Consider the following 21,233-nt stretch of genomic DNA (forward strand, 5'->3'; position numbering starts at 1 on the left):
CTTATGAGGTACTTAAAGGGCAAAGACCCTTAATACTTGGGGATTTTAAAGGGGTTACCCCTTAACGTTTAAGGGTGGGCTGCGGGGTATAAGGGCGCAAAAATAAGCTTTATAAATAAGCTGATGATTTTAGATGGGTCACAGGGCGAAGCCCTCCACCCCCCACTGGGTTAGGGGACCGCAGGTCCCTTTCTAAGAAGAGCTGGGAGCGTTTTGCAGCTTTGTGCAAAATGGTTTGGTTTGCAATGCTTTTAAATGAATTTGCCCTTGATTTGGGGTTATTAAGGGGAACCCCCTTAACGTTCAATGGCGCTATCAAACTACAAAAAATTAGGAGGTTTTAATATGAAAAAACATTTTCTACTATTTGCTGTCTTTCTCATCACAGGATTCGCTTTTTCAATAACCCTTTTAAACGAAATTTCTTACAACGTTGACATATCTTATGCGGCAACAGATGTGGAAAGGGTACTAACAAATTATGGTATACAAGAAGGCTCCTATATTGGGGATATAGATATTAGATTAGCCCTACAAGAAATACTAAAGTCAGGTTATTTTACCTCTGTTTCTTACAATTTGGACGAAAATGGGAATCTAGAACTCATATTTAAGCCCAACCCTATTGTAACAAATTATGAAGTTGAGATCTTAGGTGATGGATTGATCGACAAAGAAAATATTCGTTCGTCGATCAATTTAAACACAAATATCCCATTGAGACTAAATGATTTTCAAACCTCCATGAAAAACATTCAAGATTTGTACATAAAAAACGGTTACCAATTCGTTGATATATACTCCAATCTAAAAATGACTGGAGATGAAATCACCTTAGAGGCAACGGAGATAAACAATAAAGAATATTCATCCGAAACATTGGTTTTCATCGTTAAGGAATATTCTCTCTGGGATTTAGAATTAAGGGGAGAATTATCCCAACTGGATAAAGAAGACATAAAGAAAAGAATCGGTTTTGATTTTAGAAAAGACTGGAACAGTAAATTCTTCTTGCTTAGGCCCAACGCAAAAGAAACCTACCCAAGTTTTCAAAAGGTTCAGAACATATTCAACTCCTTAAATCAAATTCCGTTTTTCTCAGCCGATACTAATTTGCGCTTTGAGATAACCGAAATAGAGGAAAACAAAGGTGGAGAGTTATTACTTGTTTTAGAAGGTAACTTACGAAAAGTAGTTCCCCAAGAGCCGGTAATAGTGAACAAAATATCTTTTATTGGAAATGAAAGTTTAGAAGATTTTAGATTGAATGAGGTTGTAAATGAGTTTGTTCCATTAGGAGAATCAGTGAGTAATTTAGACCTTCTATACGCATACGATAATCTTCAAAAGGTTTATTACGACAACGGATACATTTATACATTAATTACCCCTAAATACCAAGATGAGGAGTTAATATTTGAAATAACAGAACCAAAGGTAGGAGACGTTGAAATAACTCAGGAAGCAACCGCTAAAACTAAACCATACATAGTTGAGTCTCTGGTGAAGATAAAACCAGGCGAAGTTTTTAACCAGCAAAAATTACAAGATACCTACACATCCTTCATGGGAACAGGATTTTTTAAAGACGTTAAAATACAGCGCCTACAGCAAGCCGAAGATGTTGTAGGTTTTAAGATAACCCCTATAGAAAGTGAAAAACTCGGAAAATTAACGGGAGGTGTCACTTGGAGCTTACCAGAAGGTCAAGAATGGTATCAAGGTTTTACGGGTCAACTTGAGGTTCAATGGTTGAACCCTTTAGGATACGGGCAAACATTTTCTCTTAACTCAGATTTGAATCCTTTGGGGAATTACTATTCTGTTGGATTTGATTACGATGTTATTAAGTTGGCTGGTAGCAACCTTGATTTAGGTGCTGGCATACATTATACGGTAAGTGAAGATGGAGAGTATTATTCGAACATTGGAGAAGATGCAACGAACTATCTATCATTATCTGTTGCTCCAAGATACAGTATACAAGACTTCTCTTATATAACAAGTTCTTTTACCTACAATAATTACACATTGATGGATGAAAGTAATCTTAATGTACTTTCTGGATCAGCGGGATATTTATACAACAGCTTAGACAGCCCTTTTAGGCCACATAAAGGTCAATATTTCCAAATAAACGGCATCGGTGGGGTTGAAACAAGCAATGCCAATTATTATATTGGTGCCAACACTGAAGGTAAATTGTTTTACAGTTTTTATAAATTCACTTTGGGAACGAGACTGAAACTGGGTACCGTCTATAATTCTAACATCGATTCTAACCTGCATTATCAATACAATGTGGGAGGAATGTACTCTGTAAGGACTTCTGATTTTTACGCACAGGAAGGAGAAAATGTGCTTTTATTCAACACTGAATTGGCCTACGAGCTTGCCACAGGTCAAGTTCCATTGGATCTTATTGCCTATTTTGATTACGGTAGTGCTCAAAATGACGTTAGTAACCTTATTGGGGACGGAATTTTGTCTTTTGGTGGCGGATTAAGGTTCACAGTTCCTTTATTGGGACAAATAGGCTTTGGGTATGGATGGAATGAGGCTTTACAAGGACAGGTCTGGTTTGGTTTCGGTCAAACCTTTTAAACTTACCTTCTTTTAAGGGGAATCTCTAGTTGAACGAAATTTCTAATATTTTTGAAAAGTTCAAAAAAAACTGGAAGAAGTATGTTTTTCAAAGTTTGTTGGCTACCATCACGATTTTTTTCATACTTTTGATTTTGAATGTTCAAGACAGGCCAATAATAGTCAGCTCTTTAGGGGCATCGACTTTTATAGTTTTTGCCATGCCACAAAGTATGGTTGCTAAGGCTAGAAACTTGGTGGGTGGGCATGCGGTAGGATTTATATGCGGAAGCATTTTTTCTTTTTTGCTTAACGGTAATTTTGTATTCTCTAATTTATCGTACGCCCTCGCGGTAGGTCTATCAATATTTCTTATGGTTGTCATAGATACAGAACATCCACCAGCTGCCGGTACGGCACTGAGTTTGAGTATAACGGGGTTTAGTTTAAATGCGGTTCTCTGCGTTTTTATAAGTGTGGCAATCTTGGCGGTTGCCCATCATTTTCTAAAACCTTATATGATAGACTTAATTTGACAAAAAACATAGGGTCTGATTTTATAGACCCTATGTTTTTTTAATCAATTTTTATCGAAGGCATCCCGTATGTATCTAACAATTATTCATTGAATTCTATGAGACCTAAATCTCCATCTTTTCTTTCATAAAGCACGCTGATAGCATCATTTTCTGGGTTTCTGAAAACGAAAAATGAATGACCTAAAAGTTGCATTTGTAACATTGCCTCTTCAACGTTCATAAGAGTTAGATCAAAATTTTTTGTTCTCACGATTTTGGGAGCATCGGGTTTTTCTTCACTCTCTGCTTCACTTTCTTCAGCTAAATCAAGATTTTTAATGTCAGGATTTTGAAGATTTTGTTCTATTTCCATTCGCACCTTTTTTTCCGCTCTGCTTTGTTCTTGTAAACGATTTTTTAGCTTTCTTATTTTTCTTTCCAAAGAATCTGTTACCTTATCAATAGCTTCATAAAGATCATTGTTTCTTTCTTCTACTTTTATGATCTTGCTTAAAGGTTTAATGTGGGTAGTTATTTCTACTTTGTATATACCCCTCTCTTTTGTGATTCTGACATCAGAGGGAGAGACGATATCGGAATGTTTTTTGAGCAGATGGTCTGGTTTACTCATCCTTTTTTCGATATAATTCTCTAAAGCTTCGGTAAGTTCTACTTCCTTTGTATAAACTTTATACTCCATCTAAATCACCTCCAGATTTGAATAGTTGCTATACTTATATTTCTATATTTTGGGGATAAACGTGAAATAATTGTTTTTATAAGAAAACTTATACTAATGTGGTGGGAGGGTTAACATAAATTTTGATGTCTCTAAAATGTGTTTTAAGCGCTGAGTATAAAAACTCATGATTTTTCTTTTTACTTTTTATAATGATTTGATACCTATAATTTCCTCTTAATTTGGAAATGATGGGTACAACTGGTCCTAATATTTCAAAATCATCCTGATTTTCAATTTTACCCAACTCTTCGACGATTTCATTTGCTTTAGCTTTTGCTTTATCAACAGAAGGGTTGTTCACTAAAATCAAAAACAAGGTTACAAATGGAGGATAACCGTATACTTTTCTTTGTTCGAGATCATTCTCGGCAATCAGGTCAAAATTATGATCGATTAAAGATTTATAAATATCATTTTCTGGTTGAAAACTTTGAATAATGACTTTGCCTTTTTCTTTCCTGCCAGATCTCCCAGCAACCTGCATGAGCAAAGAGGCTGTACTTTCTTGGGCGTTGTAGTCGGGGAAGTTGATATATCTGTCAGCGTCAAGAATGACTACTAAATCTAAATCTTGAATATCCAAACCTTTAGTGATCATCTTAGTCCCGACAACGATCTTTTTCCCAGGTTCTTTCATGAAATTGAAAGTGTTTCTTAAATCTTTGAATGTTTTTATAACTGTTCTATCAACCCTTACCAGAGGTTGTGAAGGGAACAACTTAGCCAATTCAGTCATAACCCGTTCCGTACCGAAACCTCTGGTTTGTAGCTTAAAGCCTCCACACTTTGGGCAAAAATTTGGTAATTCACTTTCCTTTCCACAGTAATGACATCTTAATTTTCTTTCTTTTTTATGAAAGGTTAATGAAACATCGCACTCATCACATTTGAATATATATCCGCAGTCGCTGCAAATTACATAATTGGCATATCCTCTCGTTGGTGTAAAAACAATTACTTTTTTGTTTTTTTTCAAAGAAATTTCTATATTTTCTACTACCTTTTTGCTGAATATCCAGTTGTATTTTTCATCTTTTTTCATATCAACTATTTGGACTTCAGGCATTTCGGTAAAATATCTTGTTTTTATTTTTTCAAGATAAAAGGTACCCGTTTTTGCCTTGTGTAGATCAACAACCCGTGGGGTAGCTGATGAAAGTATCAGTTGAATATCTTCTAAATCTTTTCTAAAACAAGCTGTATCTATTGCATCGTAACTAACATTTTCTATCTGATAGTAAGATTGATCATGTTCTTCGTCGATTATAATCATTTTTAAATCTTGCATGGGTATGAAAATAGCGCTTCTTGTTCCTATGACTAAATCTAATTCACCATTCACAGCTTTATACCAAGTTTGGACTCTTTCACTACTTGTAAGTCCAGAATGGTAAAACGCTGCATTGTAATTAGCAAATCGCTTTTTTAACCTGTTCATCAGCTCTGAGGTTAAGGAAATCTCTGGAACCAAAAGAAGTACTTTCCCGCCACTTTCCAAGATAGGTCTTGCCACCTCGAAAAATACTTCGGTTTTACCGCTCCCCGTAACCCCGTACAATAAATGTGGTTTATCAGGATTTAGCTGTATTGCCTCAACTGCTTGTCTCTGTTCATCATTTAAAGAAACTTCTGTATTTTCTTCTTCAGCCGTTGTGCTTTCTGATAATTCTATTATACCTTTTTTCCTTAAGGTGTTCAAAACGGTGGAACCTTTTTTCACAACACCTTGTGAGTACAGATCGCTTTCTAAGGTTTCACCGTTTATGGAGAGATAATTTATTACCTCTCTGGCAGATTTTGACACATTGAACTTCCACGTCTCTTTTAAGTCCATTTTTAGACTAACAAACTTATCTATTTTATTTGTAATTTCTTTTCTATATAGTTCTATCTCCATTAAATTTGAATCCAAATACTCTCTTAACTGCTTGTTGGCTTTTGAAGCATTATCAAAAGATTTTAAAAACTGCTTGTAAAAAATGGGTTTTTGAATAGGAGCTAAAGAACTTTTAGGTATAATTCTCAGTTTATAAATATCCGAAGAAAGAGGAGGAAAAAGCAATCTTGCAACCTCTCCAATAGGAGCCATAAATTTTGAGCTTACTTTTTCCATAAGTTTGATGTGATTCTCATTTAATAAACTTTTATTATCCAATGGAAATGCGATCTCTTTTATTTTGCTAAATTCGGTGCTTTCAGCTTCTTTGTAAATTAAGCCAGAAAGGAACTTACCTCTTAAATCAATAATAACCCTTTGACCTATCTCTAATTTTTTATCGCTTTTGTAGGTAAACCCATTAAAAATCATTTGCCCTATGGGGATTACTTCATAATAATACATCTAAATCCTCCAATTTCACTCGCTAACAAGTACAAGAAAACATTTACCTGGCATTTTCTCTATGGTATCAAAGCTTTCTCCAGTTAAGATGTCTCTGTAATTTCCGTACAAATCGTACTCAATTTCAATTTGTGAATCTTTAGAATTTAGTGCAATTATGACACTCTCTGATTGATAGCGTCTTTCATAAATTAGAACACTTTCATCGGTATACAGTACTGTATAATCACCTTTTCTTAAGGCATTACTTTCTTTTCTTAATTCAGCCAATTGGGAGTACAAATCTAAAATTTCCATATTCCACTTACTATCATCCCAATAAAATGGAACCCTGCAAAATGGATCTGTGGTCCCCGTCATACCTATTTCATCACCATAATATATTAGAGGAGATCCTATAAACGTCATTTGAAGAACAACAGCTAATTTCATTCGTTGTGTATCTTCACCGAGGGCCGTTAGTATTCTTTCAGTATCATGTGAACCTAAAAGGTTCCATAACCCATGCAACACTTGTGGTGGATATTTGTCTATGTATGCGTTAGTGGTATTAACAAAGTTAATAGCCCTTCCACCTTTGGCATATGCAATAGCCGCATCTCTGAAGATGTAATTCATAACCGAGTCGAAACTTGGATCTTCAAAATAAGAAGTGGCATCTCTCCAAAATTCTCCCACAACTAGGGCTTCTTGGTCTATGTTCTTAATATTCTCGTAAAGAGCTGACCAATAAGTTTCAGGGAGTTGATCGACCGCATCCATTCTCCATCCATCTATCCCAAAACTCATCCATTTACCAATTACCTGATTTATGTATGCCCTTACCTCGGGATTTTCATTGTTTAATTGAGGGAGATCAGCGTATCCATGCCAACCTTCGTAACTTTCTGTGGATTTTTTGATAGGAAACGATTTGATATAATACCAATCCAAATAATTGGATTTTTCTTGTTTGAGAAAGTTTTCTTTCATGGCGAAGAATTCAGTTCCAGTATGATTGAATACACCATCTAAGATTACTTTGATATCTGATTCATGTAACGCCTCTATCATATTAGAAAAGATCTCTTCGTTACCGAAAGAATCATCAATTTTTAAATAATCAGTTGTATCGTATTTATGGGGAGTTTGAGCTTCAAAAATGGGGTTGAAGTAGATCGCTTCTACCCCAATGTATTCTAAGTGGTCAATTGAATCAATGACCCCCCGAAGATCTCCACCATAAAAACCAAAAGAAAGAGAATTTCTGTTGTGAGGACCGTTCCAACTGTAGGTTCCTTCAGGATCATTTGAGGTATCACCATTTCTGAACCTATCAGGAAATATTTGATAATAGATCCTTCCTTTTGACCACGCTGGTATATCAAAATAAGAAATTATAGGATGGTTAAAGTCGAATTCAAAAAACTCTTCTGTTCCGTTGAAACCGTATATTATTTCTTCGTTATCGTGGATCAAAAATCTATACTTTAAAACTTCTGCTTCGGTAAATACGTGAAACCTATAAAGGATGGTATTATTGAACTCTAATACAGATTTTTGTATAGAGGATGCGTTAGCTTGTAGTTCAACGTCTTCAATATCATTTTTTTCGAATTCTATTGAAAGATATATTTCACCCTTTTGGACCGGATTTATATTTCTTCTTTCGTTATCGAAATAAACCTTTTTAATTGAGCCATCTCCAACTTTTGGAAAAACAAATGACTCTTGGACGGTGCGTACATTGAAGATTTCCCCGTTATAGGCTTGTACATCCTCGTTTGAAAAATCTATCGTTCTTTTTCCATCTACGATGAATTTATACAGGTATTCACCAGGTTCTAAATCAACCTTATAACGCCACAGTCCCGTGAAGCTTTTTTCCATGGCGATAGGTTCAAAATTGTTAAAACTTGCAACTAAATAAACAGAAGTAGCTTCTTTTGAGTATAAAAACGTGGTGCTGATTGAAAAAGAAACAAAAGCAAAAATAAGTATTATTACAACGAATAATACTTTCTTCATGAAAGTAACCCCCTAAAAGAAACGCAGTTTAATGGTTTTAGAAAATCTAAAAGCTTTAGGCTCAGCCTTGTAGCCCTTTTAAAATAAAATCTTATCATCTACCCATTTCAGTTTTCTGATCTTATACCTTATTAACTAACTGCTTCTACTTTTTCTATTACCTTCTTTGCTAAATTAACGTAAGAGCTCGTTACTTCAGGGGTTCCAAAATAAGCAACGGGTTTACCAGCATCCATGTTCTCCCTGACAGTTGAATCCAAAGGAATTTGAGCAAGTAATTCCAAATTGTATTTTTCTGCTAAAGCGCTTCCTCCACCTTCACCAAAAATGAAATGTTTAGTCTTACAATTTGGACAGATAAAATATGACATATTTTCAACTATACCGATAACTTGCTTATCCATTTTTATCACAAAATTAATAGCCCTTTCTACGTCGTCTTGTGAAACGATAGAAGGTGAAGTTACGATCAAAGCCCCCTTAATCTTTTCAACATTTTGGAAAACCGTCAGAGGTTCGTCTCCCGTACCTGGAGGTGCATCAATAATTAGATAGTCTAATTTACCCCAAGCGACATCACCAATAAATTGCATTATAGCACCTGTTTTTAAAGGGCCTCTCCAGATAACTGCATCATTATCGTTATCTAAGAATTGGGAAATAGAAATAACTTTTATTCCGTGTATTTCGGGGGGTAGTATTTCTCCTCCCACAGCAGATACTTTAGCTTCCCTACCGCCCAACATTCTTACTACATCCGGACCATGTAAATCAACATCCAAAATGCCTACTTTTTTGCCCTCTAGAGCCAAAGCTACTGCTAAATTCACCGCAACGGTAGTTTTTCCAACTCCTCCTTTACCACTCATAACCATAATAACGTTGTCGATATTTTCAAGTTTTCGAGAGACTTTCTCTTTTCTTTCCTTTAAGTTAGCCATTTTATTCCTCCCAAACAATTATTGTTTTTATATTTACTCAACAATCTTCACTTCGTGGGTAATCTCTGTGGAACCTCTAAATGTGGCGGTAGCACCACAATATTTTTCTTGTGAAAGTTGAGCGGCTCTTTCCAATCTATCTAGAGGTAGATCTTTCCCTTTAAATTCATAAATTATATGAATCTTCGTATATTTTTTGGGATGCTCTTCACTTCTTTCTGTTAATATTTTTAAATTCAATTCATCGTACTTTACTTTCATTTTGTTCAAAATCGTTACTACATCTATTCCCGTACACCCACCTAAACCAGCAATTAAATACTCCATAGGTCTTGCAGCTGAATCATAACCGAGATTCTCTGGGGCTGCGTCCACATGAATATCATGACCAGAAGGTGTTTTCATGTAAAAATGACTACCGTGTGTATTTTGCAATAAAAATTCTGCCATTGTTAAAACCTCCATTTTATTATTATTTTCTGTTCTTCTGAGTTTAATTCTTTCTAGTATTACATTATATCATGAAAAAGTGATATATAAGTTGAAATTAAGTTTCTATAGGTTTTAATTTTGCCATGAAATGTCGTAGAATTTTTGGCTCATATGTGAATTCTAATCCCTTCAGCGAATTAGATATATCTTTTACGGCTAATAATCCTTCAGCAACGTAATCAAGGTGATTGTAAGTGTAGACTCTTCTTGGGATAGCTAATCTTAAAAATTCAAAAGGAGATTCAAGCTGTTCACCAGTCTGAGGATCACGTCCCATCATTAAAGACCCAATTTCTACACCATGAACTCCAGACTCTAAATAAAGTGCGTTTGCCAAAACTTGAGCCGGAAATTGGTAATAAGGTATGTGGGGAAGCATCTTTTTAGCATCGACAAAAACAGCATGCCCTCCAGTTGGATATTGAATTGATACTCCACCTTCTCTTAACCTATCTCCCAAGTATTTTACTTGTTTTATTCTATATTCCAAATAATCAAATTGAATTCCTTCTTTTAAACCTCTTGCCATGACTTCCATATCTCGACCGGCTAAACCACCGTATGTAGGGAATCCTTCTAAAGGAACAAGAGCTGCTTTTACTTGATTATACAGGGCTTCATCTTCTTTAATCCCGATTAATCCACCGATATTTACTATGGCGTCTTTTTTTGCACTCATGGTGAACCCATCGGCATAACTAAACATCTCTTTCACTATTTCTTCTATGGATTTTTCAAAATATTCTTTTTCTCTTTGCTTTATAAAATAAGCATTTTCAGTGTAACGAGCTGCATCTAGGAATACACGAATCCCATATTTATTGGCTATTTCACGGACTTCCCTTATGTTTTGCATAGAAACAGGCTGTCCGCCTGAACTGTTACAGGTTATAGTTATTATGATAAAAGCAATATTATTGCTTCCTTTCTCTAATATGAAGGATTCCAATTTTTCCAAGTCAAAATTTCCCTTAAAAGGATGATAGGCATCTGTATTAAAAGCATTTTCAATAACTAGATCGACAGGCCTGCCTTTAGCTAATTCGACGTGTGCCTTAGTTGTATCAAAATGCATGTTACTCAACACGTATTGACCAGGTTTTTTAATTAAAAGAGGGAATAAAACCTGTTCTGCTCCTCTACCTTGATGAGTTGGTACAAAATAGTTGTAATTAAAGATTTCTTTGCTTGTTTCCCATAAATGGTAGAAACTCTTACTTCCTGCATATGATTCGTCTCCCAACATCAATCCTGACCATTGATTATCGCTCATTGCGCCGGTACCGCTGTCGGTCAACAAATCAATGTACACTTCTTCTGATTTTAACGCAAATAAATTATATCCCGCCTTTTTTAAGGCTTCTTCTCTTTCTTTTTTTGAAATTTTTTTGATAGATTCCACCATCTTGATTTTAAAAGGTTCTGGGTTAGCTTTTTTCTCCATTTTTCTCCTCCTCCGTTGAATTTCTTCTGCTACTCATTTATTTTATCATATCTAATTTTTATCATCACTTGACGAAAGGGTATAAATATAGTATAATTTATCTTGTCGATGCAGGTGTAGCTTCAGTCGGTAGAGCGCCGCCTTGGTAAGGCGGAGGTCATGGGTTCGAGCCCCATCACCTGCTCCAGAAAATCAGTGCGGATATAGCTCAGCGGTAGAGCACTTGCTTGCCAAGCAAGGGGTCGTGGGTTCGAATCCCATTATCCGCTCCAAAACCCGGGTTAAACCCGGGTTTCATTTTCTGAAAGGAGAAAATCAATATGAGTTTTCAACTGACAGATGTTGAATCCGGGCACGTTTACTATGCACGTGAAGACACCAAATTCATTGATATAGCAAAAGAATTTGAAAAATCCACCAATAAAAAGGTTTTATACGTAAAATTCAACAATGACATTAAGGAATTGTTCAGCAGAGTGCCAAAAAGTGGAAGCATACAGTTTTGCGACATTACAACGGCAGATGGAGTGCGTATTTATAGGCGAGGACTCTTCTTTGTTTTGTATATTGCACTCAAAGAAATTAATCCAGAAGATAAGTTCTATGTGCATAATACTCTCAACGATGCTATGTATTGCGAATTTAAATCTGGAGAACCCTCGGAAAATTATTTATTGTTACTCGAAAATAAGATGAGAGAAATCGTTAAAAAAGATATAGTATTTGAAAAGAAAACCATCGATAAATTTGATGCTATAAAAATGTTTAAGGAGACAGGAGAAGAAGATAAAGCCTTACTTTTCAAATACCGAAAGAAAAGTACGGTTAATATATATTATGCTGGTAAATATTTTAACTATTTTTACGGATATCTTCCTTATTCAACAGGGTATGTCAATAAATTCAAATTGAAAAAAGTAGAAAAGGGTTTCGTTATAACTCATCCAACAAATCGCTTCCCAGACGACGTTCCGGATTATAAATATTCCCCAAAGTTATTTATAACTTTCGAAGAATACAAAAATTGGTTAGATATTATGGAAATACAAACCGTTGGAGAATTAAATTCCATAATCTCTCATGGTGCCGAAAGAGTAAGAGAGATCATTCGGGTAGCAGAAGTTTTACACGAAAAAAAATATGCACAAATAGCTGATGAAATAGTAAATAGAAAAAATATAAGATTGATAACGATAGCTGGTCCGTCCTCTTCAGGGAAAACTACAAGTGCCAAGAGAATCGCTTTGCATCTTAAAGTGCATGGGCTAAGACCTATTCCAATATCGTTGGATGACTTTTTCTTAGAAAGAGAGAAGACACCCCGAGATGAAAACGGTAATTACGATTTTGAGAGCATAAATGCGTTAGATTTAGAACTGTTCAATAACACAATGATTGATTTGATAAAGGGAAAAGAAGTTATACTCCCAAAATTTGACTTCAAAAGTGGTACAAGATTTTGGCGAGATGAAACTTTGAAAATAAAAGAAAATCAACCTATTATTATAGAAGGGATCCATGGTTTGAACGAGTTGTTAACCGCTTCTATTTCAAAGGAACAAAAGTTCAAAATCTATGTTAGTTCTTTAACTCAAATGAATTTAGACAGTATGGATAGAATTCCTACAACGGATACTAGACTTATAAGAAGGTTAGTGAGAGATTATTACTTTAGAGGTTATTCTGCCGAAGATACATTAAAAATTTGGCCTTCGGTTGTAAGAGGTGAACATAAAAACATATTTCCTTTTCAAGATGAGGCTGACATTATGTTCAATTCACACCTAGTTTACGAACTTTCTGTGTTGAAGTTATTTGCCGAGCCACTATTGCTAACTATTGATAACTCTCATCCGGAATATACAGAAGCTAAAAGATTACTAAGGTTTTTGGATTACTTTCTACCAATCACGGAGCTCGACGAAATACCCAAAACTTCAATAATAAGAGAATTTATAGGCAAAAGTGCTTTTAGATATTGATTTAGATAAAAAATGTGGGCGGCTGTATTTTAAAAAATTTTGAATTCTAGAAATTCTGTTTATGCTTATATTGTATCATCAAATATCATAGAAGACAGTAATACGTTAAAAAAGGAGACATGTGATTTGCATGTCTCCTTTTTCTTAAGTGCGCCCAGCATGGGCAATAGCTAAGCGGTGAAAGTCCGTTGTGGGCCAGGTAGCGGGAACCACTAGTCGAAGGCAAGGGTGTCCATTGTGAGGTGGAATCTGAAGGAAGCCCAAGGCAAAGTCCCGGTCCGATGAACAAAAACCAGATACAAGGCTAAGTGGAGTGGACGAGTTTGCTTTACAAAACGAAGTCCAATAGCTATCCAGAACTTCACGGAGTAAATCTGGCGGATAGATGGGATGAAAGTTATTGCACTTACCTGGGGAGATCTCAAGAATATGCTGTTAAGGCAACCCATACAGCAATGTATGGCTGAATCTTGAGAAGTCAGCAGAAGTCATAGTACTCATTGGAAGATGAGGAAGGACTGAACAACAGGAGGTTTCGAATCTTGAAAGATGCGAAGGGACACGGGAAAAGCATACAACTTCGATTAGAAGGTTTCCTACATGAAGATAAGGGAGAGCCTGAAAATAATGTAGAAGCGCCTAGTATAACTTCTACGTCTGAAAGAGGAAGAAACGATGATAAAGTATACAGTGAAGGGATGCTTGAAAAGATATTATCCAAGGATAATATGAATAAAGCATACAAGAAGGTAAAGGCCAACAAAGGAGCCCCTGGAATAGATAGGATGAAAGTAGAAGAACTCTTTGGATATCTCAGACAACATGGAGAAGAATTAAGGCAAGAGCTCCTTGAAGGAAGGTTCACCCCGAACCCGGTAAGGAGAAAAAAGATACCGAAACCGGATGGAGGGGAAAGACTACTAGGCATACCAACAGCAATAGACAGAGTAATCCAACAATCCATAGCCCAGGTACTAATACCGATTTATGAAAAGAAATTTGTAGACAACAGCTATGGATTCAGACCATTACGAGATGCAAAACAAGCCATACGAAAAAGCAAAGAATACCTAAACGAAGGGCACACATGGATAGTGGATATAGACTTAGAACGCTACTTTGACACAGTCAACCACGACAAACTGATGAGGATAATATCAAAAGACGTAAAAGATGGCAGAGTGATATCCCTGATAAGGAAATACCTCAAAAGTGGGGTAATGACAAATGGGGTAGTAATAGAAACAGAAGAAGGGACTCCACAAGGGGGACCGCTATCCCCATTACTAAGCAACATAATGCTCCACGAACTTGACGTAGAACTAACAAAAAGGGGACACAAGTTTTGCAGGTATGCAGACGATTGCAACATATACGTGAAAAGCGAGAAATCTGCGTACAGGGTGATGGAAAGTATAACAAGGTTCATAGAAAAGAAGTTAAAGTTAAAAGTGAACAGGAAGAAAAGCAAAGTAGTCAGGCCTTGGGAACTCAAATACTTAGGGTTCTCCTTCTACGTAAAAGAAGAGAAATACGAAATCAGAGTGCATGGAAAATCCATCAAAGAATTCAAAAAGAAGCTAAAAGGGGAAACGAAAAGAAGCAGTGGAAGGAGCATGACATACAGGCTGTCAAGGATAAAACAAATAATAACAGGATGGATAAACTACTATGGAATAGCAAACATGAAATCGGCAGCCAAAAGTCTTGATGGATGGCTTAGAAGGAGAATTAGGATGTGTATCTGGAAAGGATGGAAGAAAATCAAAACAAGGTATAAAAACTTAGTCAAATTAGGGCTAAACACTAACAAAGCATGGAGATATGCAAATACAAGAAAAGGCTATTGGAGAATCGCCAACAGCCCAATACTTTCAAGAACACTAACTAATAAACACCTTAAGCAAATAGGGTTAACTTCGATCCTGGAAACGTATAACCTAAAACATCAATTCTGTTGAACCGCCGTATACCGAACGGTACGTACGGTGGTGTGGGAGGACGGTAGATAAATTAATTATCTACCTCCTACCCGATTGATTAACCTTTTACAGAACCTTGTGTTAATCCTCCTATTATCCATTTTTGGAGAGACAAAAATAGAACTACCATAGGAATGGCTCCCAATAGCGACGCTGCGGTGAACAATCCCCATTCTGTTTCGTAAGGTCCTGTCGAGAAGGTTTGCAATCCCACGGCATAGGTATAATTCGCTTCGCTTTGTAAAACTATCCTTGCCATGACAAACTCGTTGAATATGTTCATGAAGGTAAGTATCGTAACGACCGCTATTATGGGCAAAGATAGAGGCAAAACGATCCTCCAAAAGGTTTGAAACCTCGTAGCACCGTCTATCATTGCGGATTCTTCCAAAGAGTCTGGAATGGTGTCGTAGTAACCTTTGAACAACCACATGTTGTAGGCAATTCCTCCCATGTATGCAAAGATCAATCCATCCAAGGAATCCAAACCAAATACTCCAAAGTAATCACCCATAAATTTCAATATGCCATAAATTGCTATCATAAACATTATTCCTGGGAACATCTGAATTATCATCAAGAAGAATAATCCCTGCTTTCTTCCTACAAATCTCATCCTTGAAAAAGGATACGCTGCAACCGAGGTTATTAGAACCGTGAATACTGAGGTTATACCAGCTACTATTATGGAATTTATGAGCCAACGCAGGAAAGGTTTTCTTATTTTTGCTGACCAATCTTCTTGCAACAAATAAAGATTTTTATCAATGTTCCTAAGTTTGGACTTTAACTCTGAGTAATCTGTGTAATTTGATAGATCGCTAACTATCCTTGAGGCGCGGGCTATATCGGCTGAAGCTTTCCCGTATTGCGTATTGTAAAGTGTTTCAATCTCAGAAAGTGGTTCAATAGTGGTCACGTTACCGCCTTGATTCAAAGTGAGATATTCATTGAGATTTGTTTTAAATATATTAAGGTCTTCTTCCATTTGATTTTGGATAACCGTTAAGGTTTCTCTTCCAGTGTCGAATCTTTGCTTTGATTCCAACAGATTGTTGTACCAATTCATTAATACGTATCTGTCACGATCGGGATTGAAATATGGATAATAATTAGAATTCATGAAAGATGCGTAGTTCGTTGATTCAAAGTTGTTAGATATTTCTTGATTGGTACTTTCCAAATAAACTAACAAAAAAGGAAGGTTTTGTATCTTTTCTAAGTTACTCAAGATTTCTTCATTTTTTTGTCTGAGTTTGGTAAGGGTTGTTTGAATTTCGTTCTTTTGTTCTCTTAAAGTATTTAACTGGGTACTGTATTGGGCTAATTGCTGAGTATTTGAACTATATTGTGATGTTAATGGGAGCAATTCGTCTATGTTTTCAGACAATTTTAAAGTCGAACTTTTTGCTGCTTGATAGCTGGGTAAAATTGATGTTGAATCTTTTATGGCGTATATTTTTGTGAAGTTATCGTTTAAAAATTGATAGACTTCAGTGAAAAGTGCGAGGGTTTCTACAAATCCATTTTCTATGAACTTGTCTATAGAATTCAAATCTTTGTAAGCAGAAGGAATGACCTGATAAAATTTTTGAACGTTATCGTAAAAAGATTTATCTTCCCCAAAGAATGGTGTCTTTCCTTCCACATTCGTTAAGTCTTGTCCACTTAATATGTTATAAGCAGCATTTAACCGCTCTTTTTCGACTATGAATATATCAAAAAGCGCAGATAGGCTGTTGTATATTTCATTGTTTTGCCTTTCTAAAAGGGCTTGTTGTGAAGTGATTTGGGATATTTGTGAATTTATATCGTTTAATTCTGCTTCTAATTGAGATACTTGGCTTATTGACTCGCCATATAATTCTTTAGCCTGTATTTGAATATCATTTTGGATATTTTCTATTTCTGTTTCAATTGAATCCCATCTTTCTGCCATGGATGAAATGCTCTCTTCAAAGTTTTGAGCTTCGGGCTCCTCTTTCACCCATCTCCTATACGTTCTTATCCTCCAAGCAGAAGTTTTCAGAGGTATTTGTAGTATCGTATTTACCGTTTCTATATAATATTCGCTATCTTTATTCAAAGAACTATTTTCCAAGTTAGTTATTATTTCTTTTCTCTGAGTAAAATACTCACTTAACAACATTTGCAATTGTGTAGTGTCAGCGTCTATGCCCATGCTTTGGGATAAATTTAATATTGTGTTTAACTCTTCTTGGAAGGTTTGATAATCTTCATTCCTTATGTTGTTTATCTCGTTATAAAACTGGTCTTTATACCGAGTTTCATAAATTGTGAATATCTCATCATACGAATTTTCCAAATCTTCGAAATTGTTTTGGGTCTCTGCAAAGTATTCTTCTAAACTGGTTATGTACTTCGTTGCTTTGCTTTGTGCTTCCGCTGTAGACAGTCCACTGTATTCTCCGATGTACGAGCTAAGAGAATTGAGTTCGTTTATTAACTCTGGTACATTTGGAGTTTGAAGTATTAAATCCTTATAATTATTTATAGTTAATCTGTTTGAAAACAATTTTGGTGAAAAGGCTGCATTATCTCTTCTTATCGATGTAGAGATCAACCACACAAGAGGAAATAGTATTACTACGACACAGATTATTAATATGATATGCCTTAAAGTGTAATTTTTCTTTTCGATCATGGCCATTATCTACTCACCTCTTCAAATGAACCAGAGAATCTAAAGTTAAAGTAGCTAAATACTGCTATTATTGCAAATATGATCATCGAAATAGCAGAAGCAAATCCAAAGTCTTGCCCCTGTGATCCTTCAAAGGCTAATTTATATACGTATGAGATCAATATGTCTGTTGAACCTGCCGGTGTATTCGTTCCTGCCATTGCTGGTCCGCCACCTGTAAGCAGATAGATTAATGTAAAATTGTTAAAATTAAAGGCAAAACTCATAACCAGTAATGGAGCAACAGCGACCATCAAAAGCGGTAACGTTATCTGTCTGAACTGTTTCCATCTGGTTGCACCATCTATAACGGCTGCTTCGTATAATTCCCCTGGAATACTTTGTAAGGCACCGAGGTTTATAGTCATCATGTAAGGAAATCCCAGCCAGGTGTTCGTTATCAATATCGCCACTTTTGCCCAAAATGGATCGTTCAGCCATTTTACGGGTTCTATCCCTATGTTTCCAAGTATGAATCTGTTGATAATCCCGTACGTTTCGTTGAAAAATCCATTTCTCCAAACCAGAACTGAAATAAAGGCAGGTATCGCCCATGGAATTATTAGTAAAGTTCGGTACACTACTTTTCCTTTAAGGTTTACATCGTTTAGCACAAGTGCAAATGCCAGTCCGACTACGAAAGTGAGAAGAACACTTAAACCTGCGTAGGCAAAAGTCCAACCAAAAATTTTAAAAAATGGTCCAGAGATTCGTGGATCGGTTATTATTTTTGCAAAGTTTTCCCCACCTATATAGTCTTTGTATCCTATTAATCTGTACAATTCTCCATTCTCATTGTAATCCCAAAAGGCTGAGTCTCTTTCAACTAATTCTTTGTTGGTAAGAGTGTTCACCACAACTGTTTTGTATATCTCTCTTTCTCCGTCAACTATAACCTTAACCGATGTGTCGTAAACTCTGTAGGCTTCTGAAAATTTTTTGAATATTGTTGAACTAGAGAGACGGAAGTTTTGATCCCCCAACACCAAATTTAAAGACTTCAAATAATTTTGCCTCAATACAGAGTTGTAAAATGCTGAATTTGTAGAGGTAAGAGGATCAACAGGAGAGTAGAAATACGCGTATCTAATTCCTCCATCTTTTTCAATGGCTATTATTGAATCACTGCCATTGGTTCCTAAACTCTCAGTAGGGCGTATTAGTGTGTAAGTTGTATCGTTTATGTTTACTTCGTCGTTTTCGACTGGGAACAATTCCGATTCGGCGTATATTAGGTTACCTCTTGAATCGTACTCTAAAGTTACCGGTTTTTCGGATAAATACATATTTTTATCGTCATATAAAAGTAATAAAAAGTCTTCAGTTGGTTTGTATTGTTCATCATATCTGACGAATACTTTGAAATCATAGGTTTTTGGGTCTTCTGGCTCAAAGTAGTACGTTGGATCTGTGAGGAGAGTATCTATAGCGTTAGTTCTAGTGAATAAATGTCCTGTGCCATAATTGGTGAATGAGGTATCTATTGTATAATAAATTGGATATATAGTTAAAATGAAGAGAAAAAACAGAGCAGGTAACGTATACCTGTATGGATAAGCTTTTTTAGAAAAAATCGCCCAATCCGTTAAGACGAGAAAAATACTTATAACTACGCCTAATCCATAGTTGGCAAGTATGAATAAAAGAAGTATTGCCCATACAAGAAGTGCATTCAATACCCCAATGAATATCCATATTAAAAAAGTAGTGAACTTATTCATGAGCTGCCCCTCCCAAAAATTTTAGCTTTAAAAAAAGGAGAGGGAGTTGCCCTCCCCTTCTTGTTGGTTAAACTTGTTATTTTTTAATCTTAAAAGATCAATTAAAGGTATATAAATTACAAAGCAGCTTTTATCTTCGATACGGCATCGTTTAGAGCATCTTCTGGTGTTTGTGTTCCGTTTATAATGTTGTTTAGAGCATCATTCATAGGTTGCCAAACCGATTGCATTGCGGGTATGTTAGGCATTGGTTCTCCACCTGCTGCACTTTCTGTGAAGGCAGCAACTATGTCAGCAGGAACTGGACCGCCTTGTTCCTCGATTATCTGAGAAACATCATTCCTTGCCGGCAATCTTGGATCAGCGATATAGAATTGATATATTCCTTCAGCTGTTGCTAAGTAATTAATAATGAACTCCATCGCGAACGCCTTATTTTCTGATCTAGAATTGATCATCAAACCTTGTACACCAACAAAAGGTTTCATTGATTTACCTGGCTCAACTTCTATGCTTGTTAATGGGACTACTCCGAAGTCTATACCTGCATCCAAATAAGCTTTTACGGCCCATGGACCGTTTATTATCATAGCAGCCAAACCGTCCATGAACATGGAATCCATAATATTGTAGTTCATACCTTGTGGCATTATCCCTTCGTCGAAGAAACTCTTCAAAAGATATCCGGCCTTTATGGCTCCTTCATTGTTCAATCCAAGATCGGTTATATCGTAACCAGTTTGAGGATTGTATCCAAACACATATGCACCGTATCCGCTAAAGAAACCATAAACATGATAAAAATCATTTGCAGTAACAGAAAATCCAACCGTTTCATCCGTGGTAAACTCTTTTGCTAAGGCCTTTAGCTCGTCTATACTTGTTGGAACTTCTTCATCGCTTACATAATCACGGTTATAGAATAATCCAACTGCTTCAATGGCGTAGGGCAATCCATACAACTTGCCTTCATAGGTGAACGCTTGAATTCCTGATGGAGCAAATTTGTCAAGTTCAATGGCAGATTTTGGAATAGGTTCAAGTAATCCATTTAATGCTAATTCTCCAACCCAATCGTGAGCTCCAACTATTATATCTGGGCCTTCTCCTGCCTGTGCTGCGGTTAAGAATTTTGACTTGATATCGCCGAAAGTAACCATTTGGACATCAACGTTTATGCCTGTATCCCTGGTAAACTCCTGACCGATTCTTTTCATGAAGTCAACTTGTTTTTCAGAAGACCACACGGTTAACGTTTGTGAAAATAGTGAAAGTACTCCTACCAACAATACCAAAGTTAAAATTAAGCCTTTTTTCATCTTGATACCCCCTCGTTTAATATTTTTTCTTTATGGAAACGTTTTTACTAAACTAATTATAACAAATAAGGGTACAATTTCAAATCATGATTTTTGGTGATTAAATCCGATTATAGGTGATTATCGAGAATTATTTCCGATTACGAGCAAAAATTACAGTTTTTCAACATTTTTCTCAAAAATTTAAATAGGATAGATGACGGTATCTTCATTTTGAAAGCTTTCCGCCAGGTTTAGATCGATTTTAAGAGAACGAACATATTTATCTTTCAAGAATTTTTTACCAACTTCTTTGAATAAAACGTAGGTCAATAAGTCTTCTTCATTTTGAGCTAATATTCCTATTTCTTTTTTTGCTTTTTCTAATTCAGGTTCCAAATCATCTGCTGGTCTATGGTCGATGTGTTTCTCATTGCCCAAAGCTAATTTATATAATGCTTGGTCTACTGGGGCAGGA

The 21,233-nt window shown here is 36.0% G+C and carries 14 protein-coding genes, 2 tRNA genes and 1 pseudogene; 7 read left to right on the forward strand and 10 right to left on the reverse strand.

Annotation, left to right across the window (positions count from 1 at the left end; all coding sequences use genetic code 11):
- Positions 1-345 precede the first annotated feature (345 nt).
- Entirely contained in the window at positions 346-2,604 is a 2,259-nt protein-coding gene (locus tag AA81_RS09095) for a POTRA domain-containing protein (protein ID WP_103079107.1), read from the forward strand.
- Positions 2,605-2,633: 29 nt separating this feature from the next.
- On the forward strand, positions 2,634-3,119 hold the full coding sequence (locus tag AA81_RS09100; protein WP_103079108.1) for an HPP family protein: 486 nt from the start codon (positions 2,634-2,636) through the stop codon (positions 3,117-3,119).
- A gap of 82 nt (positions 3,120-3,201) precedes the next feature.
- Here AA81_RS09100 and hpf read toward each other — a convergent pair whose 3' ends face one another.
- The 6 genes from hpf to AA81_RS09130 all read right to left on the reverse strand — a co-directional run bounded on the left by hpf (position 3,202) and on the right by AA81_RS09130 (position 11,068).
- Positions 3,202-3,801, reverse strand: a complete 600-nt coding sequence (gene hpf, locus AA81_RS09105) for a ribosome hibernation-promoting factor, HPF/YfiA family (RefSeq protein WP_103079109.1) — start codon at positions 3,799-3,801, stop codon at positions 3,202-3,204.
- 88 nt (positions 3,802-3,889) lie between these two features.
- Positions 3,890-6,184, reverse strand: coding sequence for a replication restart helicase PriA (priA, locus tag AA81_RS09110; protein WP_103898855.1), 2,295 nt, complete (start codon positions 6,182-6,184; stop codon positions 3,890-3,892).
- A gap of 15 nt (positions 6,185-6,199) precedes the next feature.
- Complete coding sequence (locus AA81_RS09115) at positions 6,200-8,191, reverse strand: alpha-amylase family glycosyl hydrolase (RefSeq protein WP_103898856.1); 1,992 nt, start codon at positions 8,189-8,191, stop codon at positions 6,200-6,202.
- A gap of 131 nt (positions 8,192-8,322) precedes the next feature.
- Positions 8,323-9,132 carry an Mrp/NBP35 family ATP-binding protein gene (locus AA81_RS09120; protein ID WP_103898857.1) on the reverse strand — a complete coding sequence of 270 codons (810 nt, stop codon included), beginning with the start codon at positions 9,130-9,132 and terminating at the stop codon, positions 8,323-8,325.
- A 33-nt stretch (positions 9,133-9,165) separates the two neighbouring features.
- Positions 9,166-9,582 carry an OsmC family protein gene (locus tag AA81_RS09125; RefSeq protein WP_103079113.1) on the reverse strand — a complete coding sequence of 139 codons (417 nt, stop codon included), beginning with the start codon at positions 9,580-9,582 and terminating at the stop codon, positions 9,166-9,168.
- A 97-nt stretch (positions 9,583-9,679) separates the two neighbouring features.
- Positions 9,680-11,068, reverse strand: a complete 1,389-nt coding sequence (locus AA81_RS09130; protein WP_103898858.1) for a tryptophanase — start codon at positions 11,066-11,068, stop codon at positions 9,680-9,682.
- A 110-nt stretch (positions 11,069-11,178) separates the two neighbouring features.
- Here AA81_RS09130 and AA81_RS09135 point away from each other — a divergent pair.
- The 5 genes from AA81_RS09135 (at position 11,179) to ltrA (ending at position 15,011) form a co-directional block, all read left to right on the forward strand.
- A tRNA-Thr gene (locus AA81_RS09135) sits at positions 11,179-11,255 on the forward strand.
- Positions 11,256-11,265: 10 nt separating this feature from the next.
- Positions 11,266-11,340: transfer RNA gene (locus tag AA81_RS09140), tRNA-Gly, on the forward strand.
- Positions 11,341-11,388: 48 nt separating this feature from the next.
- Positions 11,389-13,050: a nucleoside kinase gene (locus AA81_RS09145; protein WP_103079115.1), complete on the forward strand. Its 1,662-nt coding sequence runs from the start codon at positions 11,389-11,391 to the stop codon at positions 13,048-13,050.
- A gap of 323 nt (positions 13,051-13,373) precedes the next feature.
- Positions 13,374-13,517, forward strand: a complete 144-nt coding sequence (locus AA81_RS14250; RefSeq protein ID WP_169999720.1) for a hypothetical protein — start codon at positions 13,374-13,376, stop codon at positions 13,515-13,517.
- 75 nt (positions 13,518-13,592) lie between these two features.
- Positions 13,593-15,011: a group II intron reverse transcriptase/maturase gene (gene ltrA / locus AA81_RS09150; protein WP_103898859.1), complete on the forward strand. Its 1,419-nt coding sequence runs from the start codon at positions 13,593-13,595 to the stop codon at positions 15,009-15,011.
- A 79-nt stretch (positions 15,012-15,090) separates the two neighbouring features.
- On the opposite strand, the gene AA81_RS09155 is transcribed toward ltrA, so the two are convergent.
- The 4 genes and pseudogenes from AA81_RS09155 to AA81_RS09170 all read right to left on the reverse strand — a co-directional run.
- Positions 15,091-17,703, reverse strand: a complete 2,613-nt coding sequence (locus AA81_RS09155; protein WP_103079117.1) for an ABC transporter permease subunit — start codon at positions 17,701-17,703, stop codon at positions 15,091-15,093.
- Positions 17,703-19,457 carry an ABC transporter permease subunit gene (locus AA81_RS09160; protein ID WP_103079118.1) on the reverse strand — a complete coding sequence of 585 codons (1,755 nt, stop codon included), beginning with the start codon at positions 19,455-19,457 and terminating at the stop codon, positions 17,703-17,705. Before AA81_RS09160 ends, AA81_RS09155 begins: the two co-directional genes overlap by 1 nt.
- 116 nt (positions 19,458-19,573) lie before the next feature.
- Entirely contained in the window at positions 19,574-20,776 is a 1,203-nt protein-coding gene (locus AA81_RS09165) for a sugar ABC transporter substrate-binding protein (protein WP_103898860.1), read from the reverse strand.
- A 183-nt stretch (positions 20,777-20,959) separates the two neighbouring features.
- A pseudogene (locus tag AA81_RS09170) lies at positions 20,960-21,233 on the reverse strand (oxaloacetate decarboxylase subunit alpha); the annotation flags it as partial.

The sequence above is a fragment of the Petrotoga halophila DSM 16923 genome (assembly GCF_002924615.1).

Coding starts and splice junctions, on each gene's coding strand:
- priA (WP_103898855.1), bottom strand. CDS start 6,184: ATGTATTATTATGAAGTAATCCCCATAGGGCAAATGATTTTTAATGGG.
- AA81_RS09095 (WP_103079107.1), top strand. CDS start 346: ATGAAAAAACATTTTCTACTATTTGCTGTCTTTCTCATCACAGGATTC.
- hpf (WP_103079109.1), bottom strand. CDS start 3,801: ATGGAGTATAAAGTTTATACAAAGGAAGTAGAACTTACCGAAGCTTTA.
- AA81_RS09115 (WP_103898856.1), bottom strand. CDS start 8,191: ATGAAGAAAGTATTATTCGTTGTAATAATACTTATTTTTGCTTTTGTT.
- AA81_RS09130 (WP_103898858.1), bottom strand. CDS start 11,068: ATGGAGAAAAAAGCTAACCCAGAACCTTTTAAAATCAAGATGGTGGAA.
- AA81_RS09120 (WP_103898857.1), bottom strand. CDS start 9,132: ATGGCTAACTTAAAGGAAAGAAAAGAGAAAGTCTCTCGAAAACTTGAA.
- AA81_RS09125 (WP_103079113.1), bottom strand. CDS start 9,582: ATGGCAGAATTTTTATTGCAAAATACACACGGTAGTCATTTTTACATG.
- AA81_RS09165 (WP_103898860.1), bottom strand. CDS start 20,776: ATGAAAAAAGGCTTAATTTTAACTTTGGTATTGTTGGTAGGAGTACTT.
- AA81_RS09145 (WP_103079115.1), top strand. CDS start 11,389: ATGAGTTTTCAACTGACAGATGTTGAATCCGGGCACGTTTACTATGCA.
- AA81_RS09155 (WP_103079117.1), bottom strand. CDS start 17,703: ATGGCCATGATCGAAAAGAAAAATTACACTTTAAGGCATATCATATTA.
- AA81_RS09160 (WP_103079118.1), bottom strand. CDS start 19,457: ATGAATAAGTTCACTACTTTTTTAATATGGATATTCATTGGGGTATTG.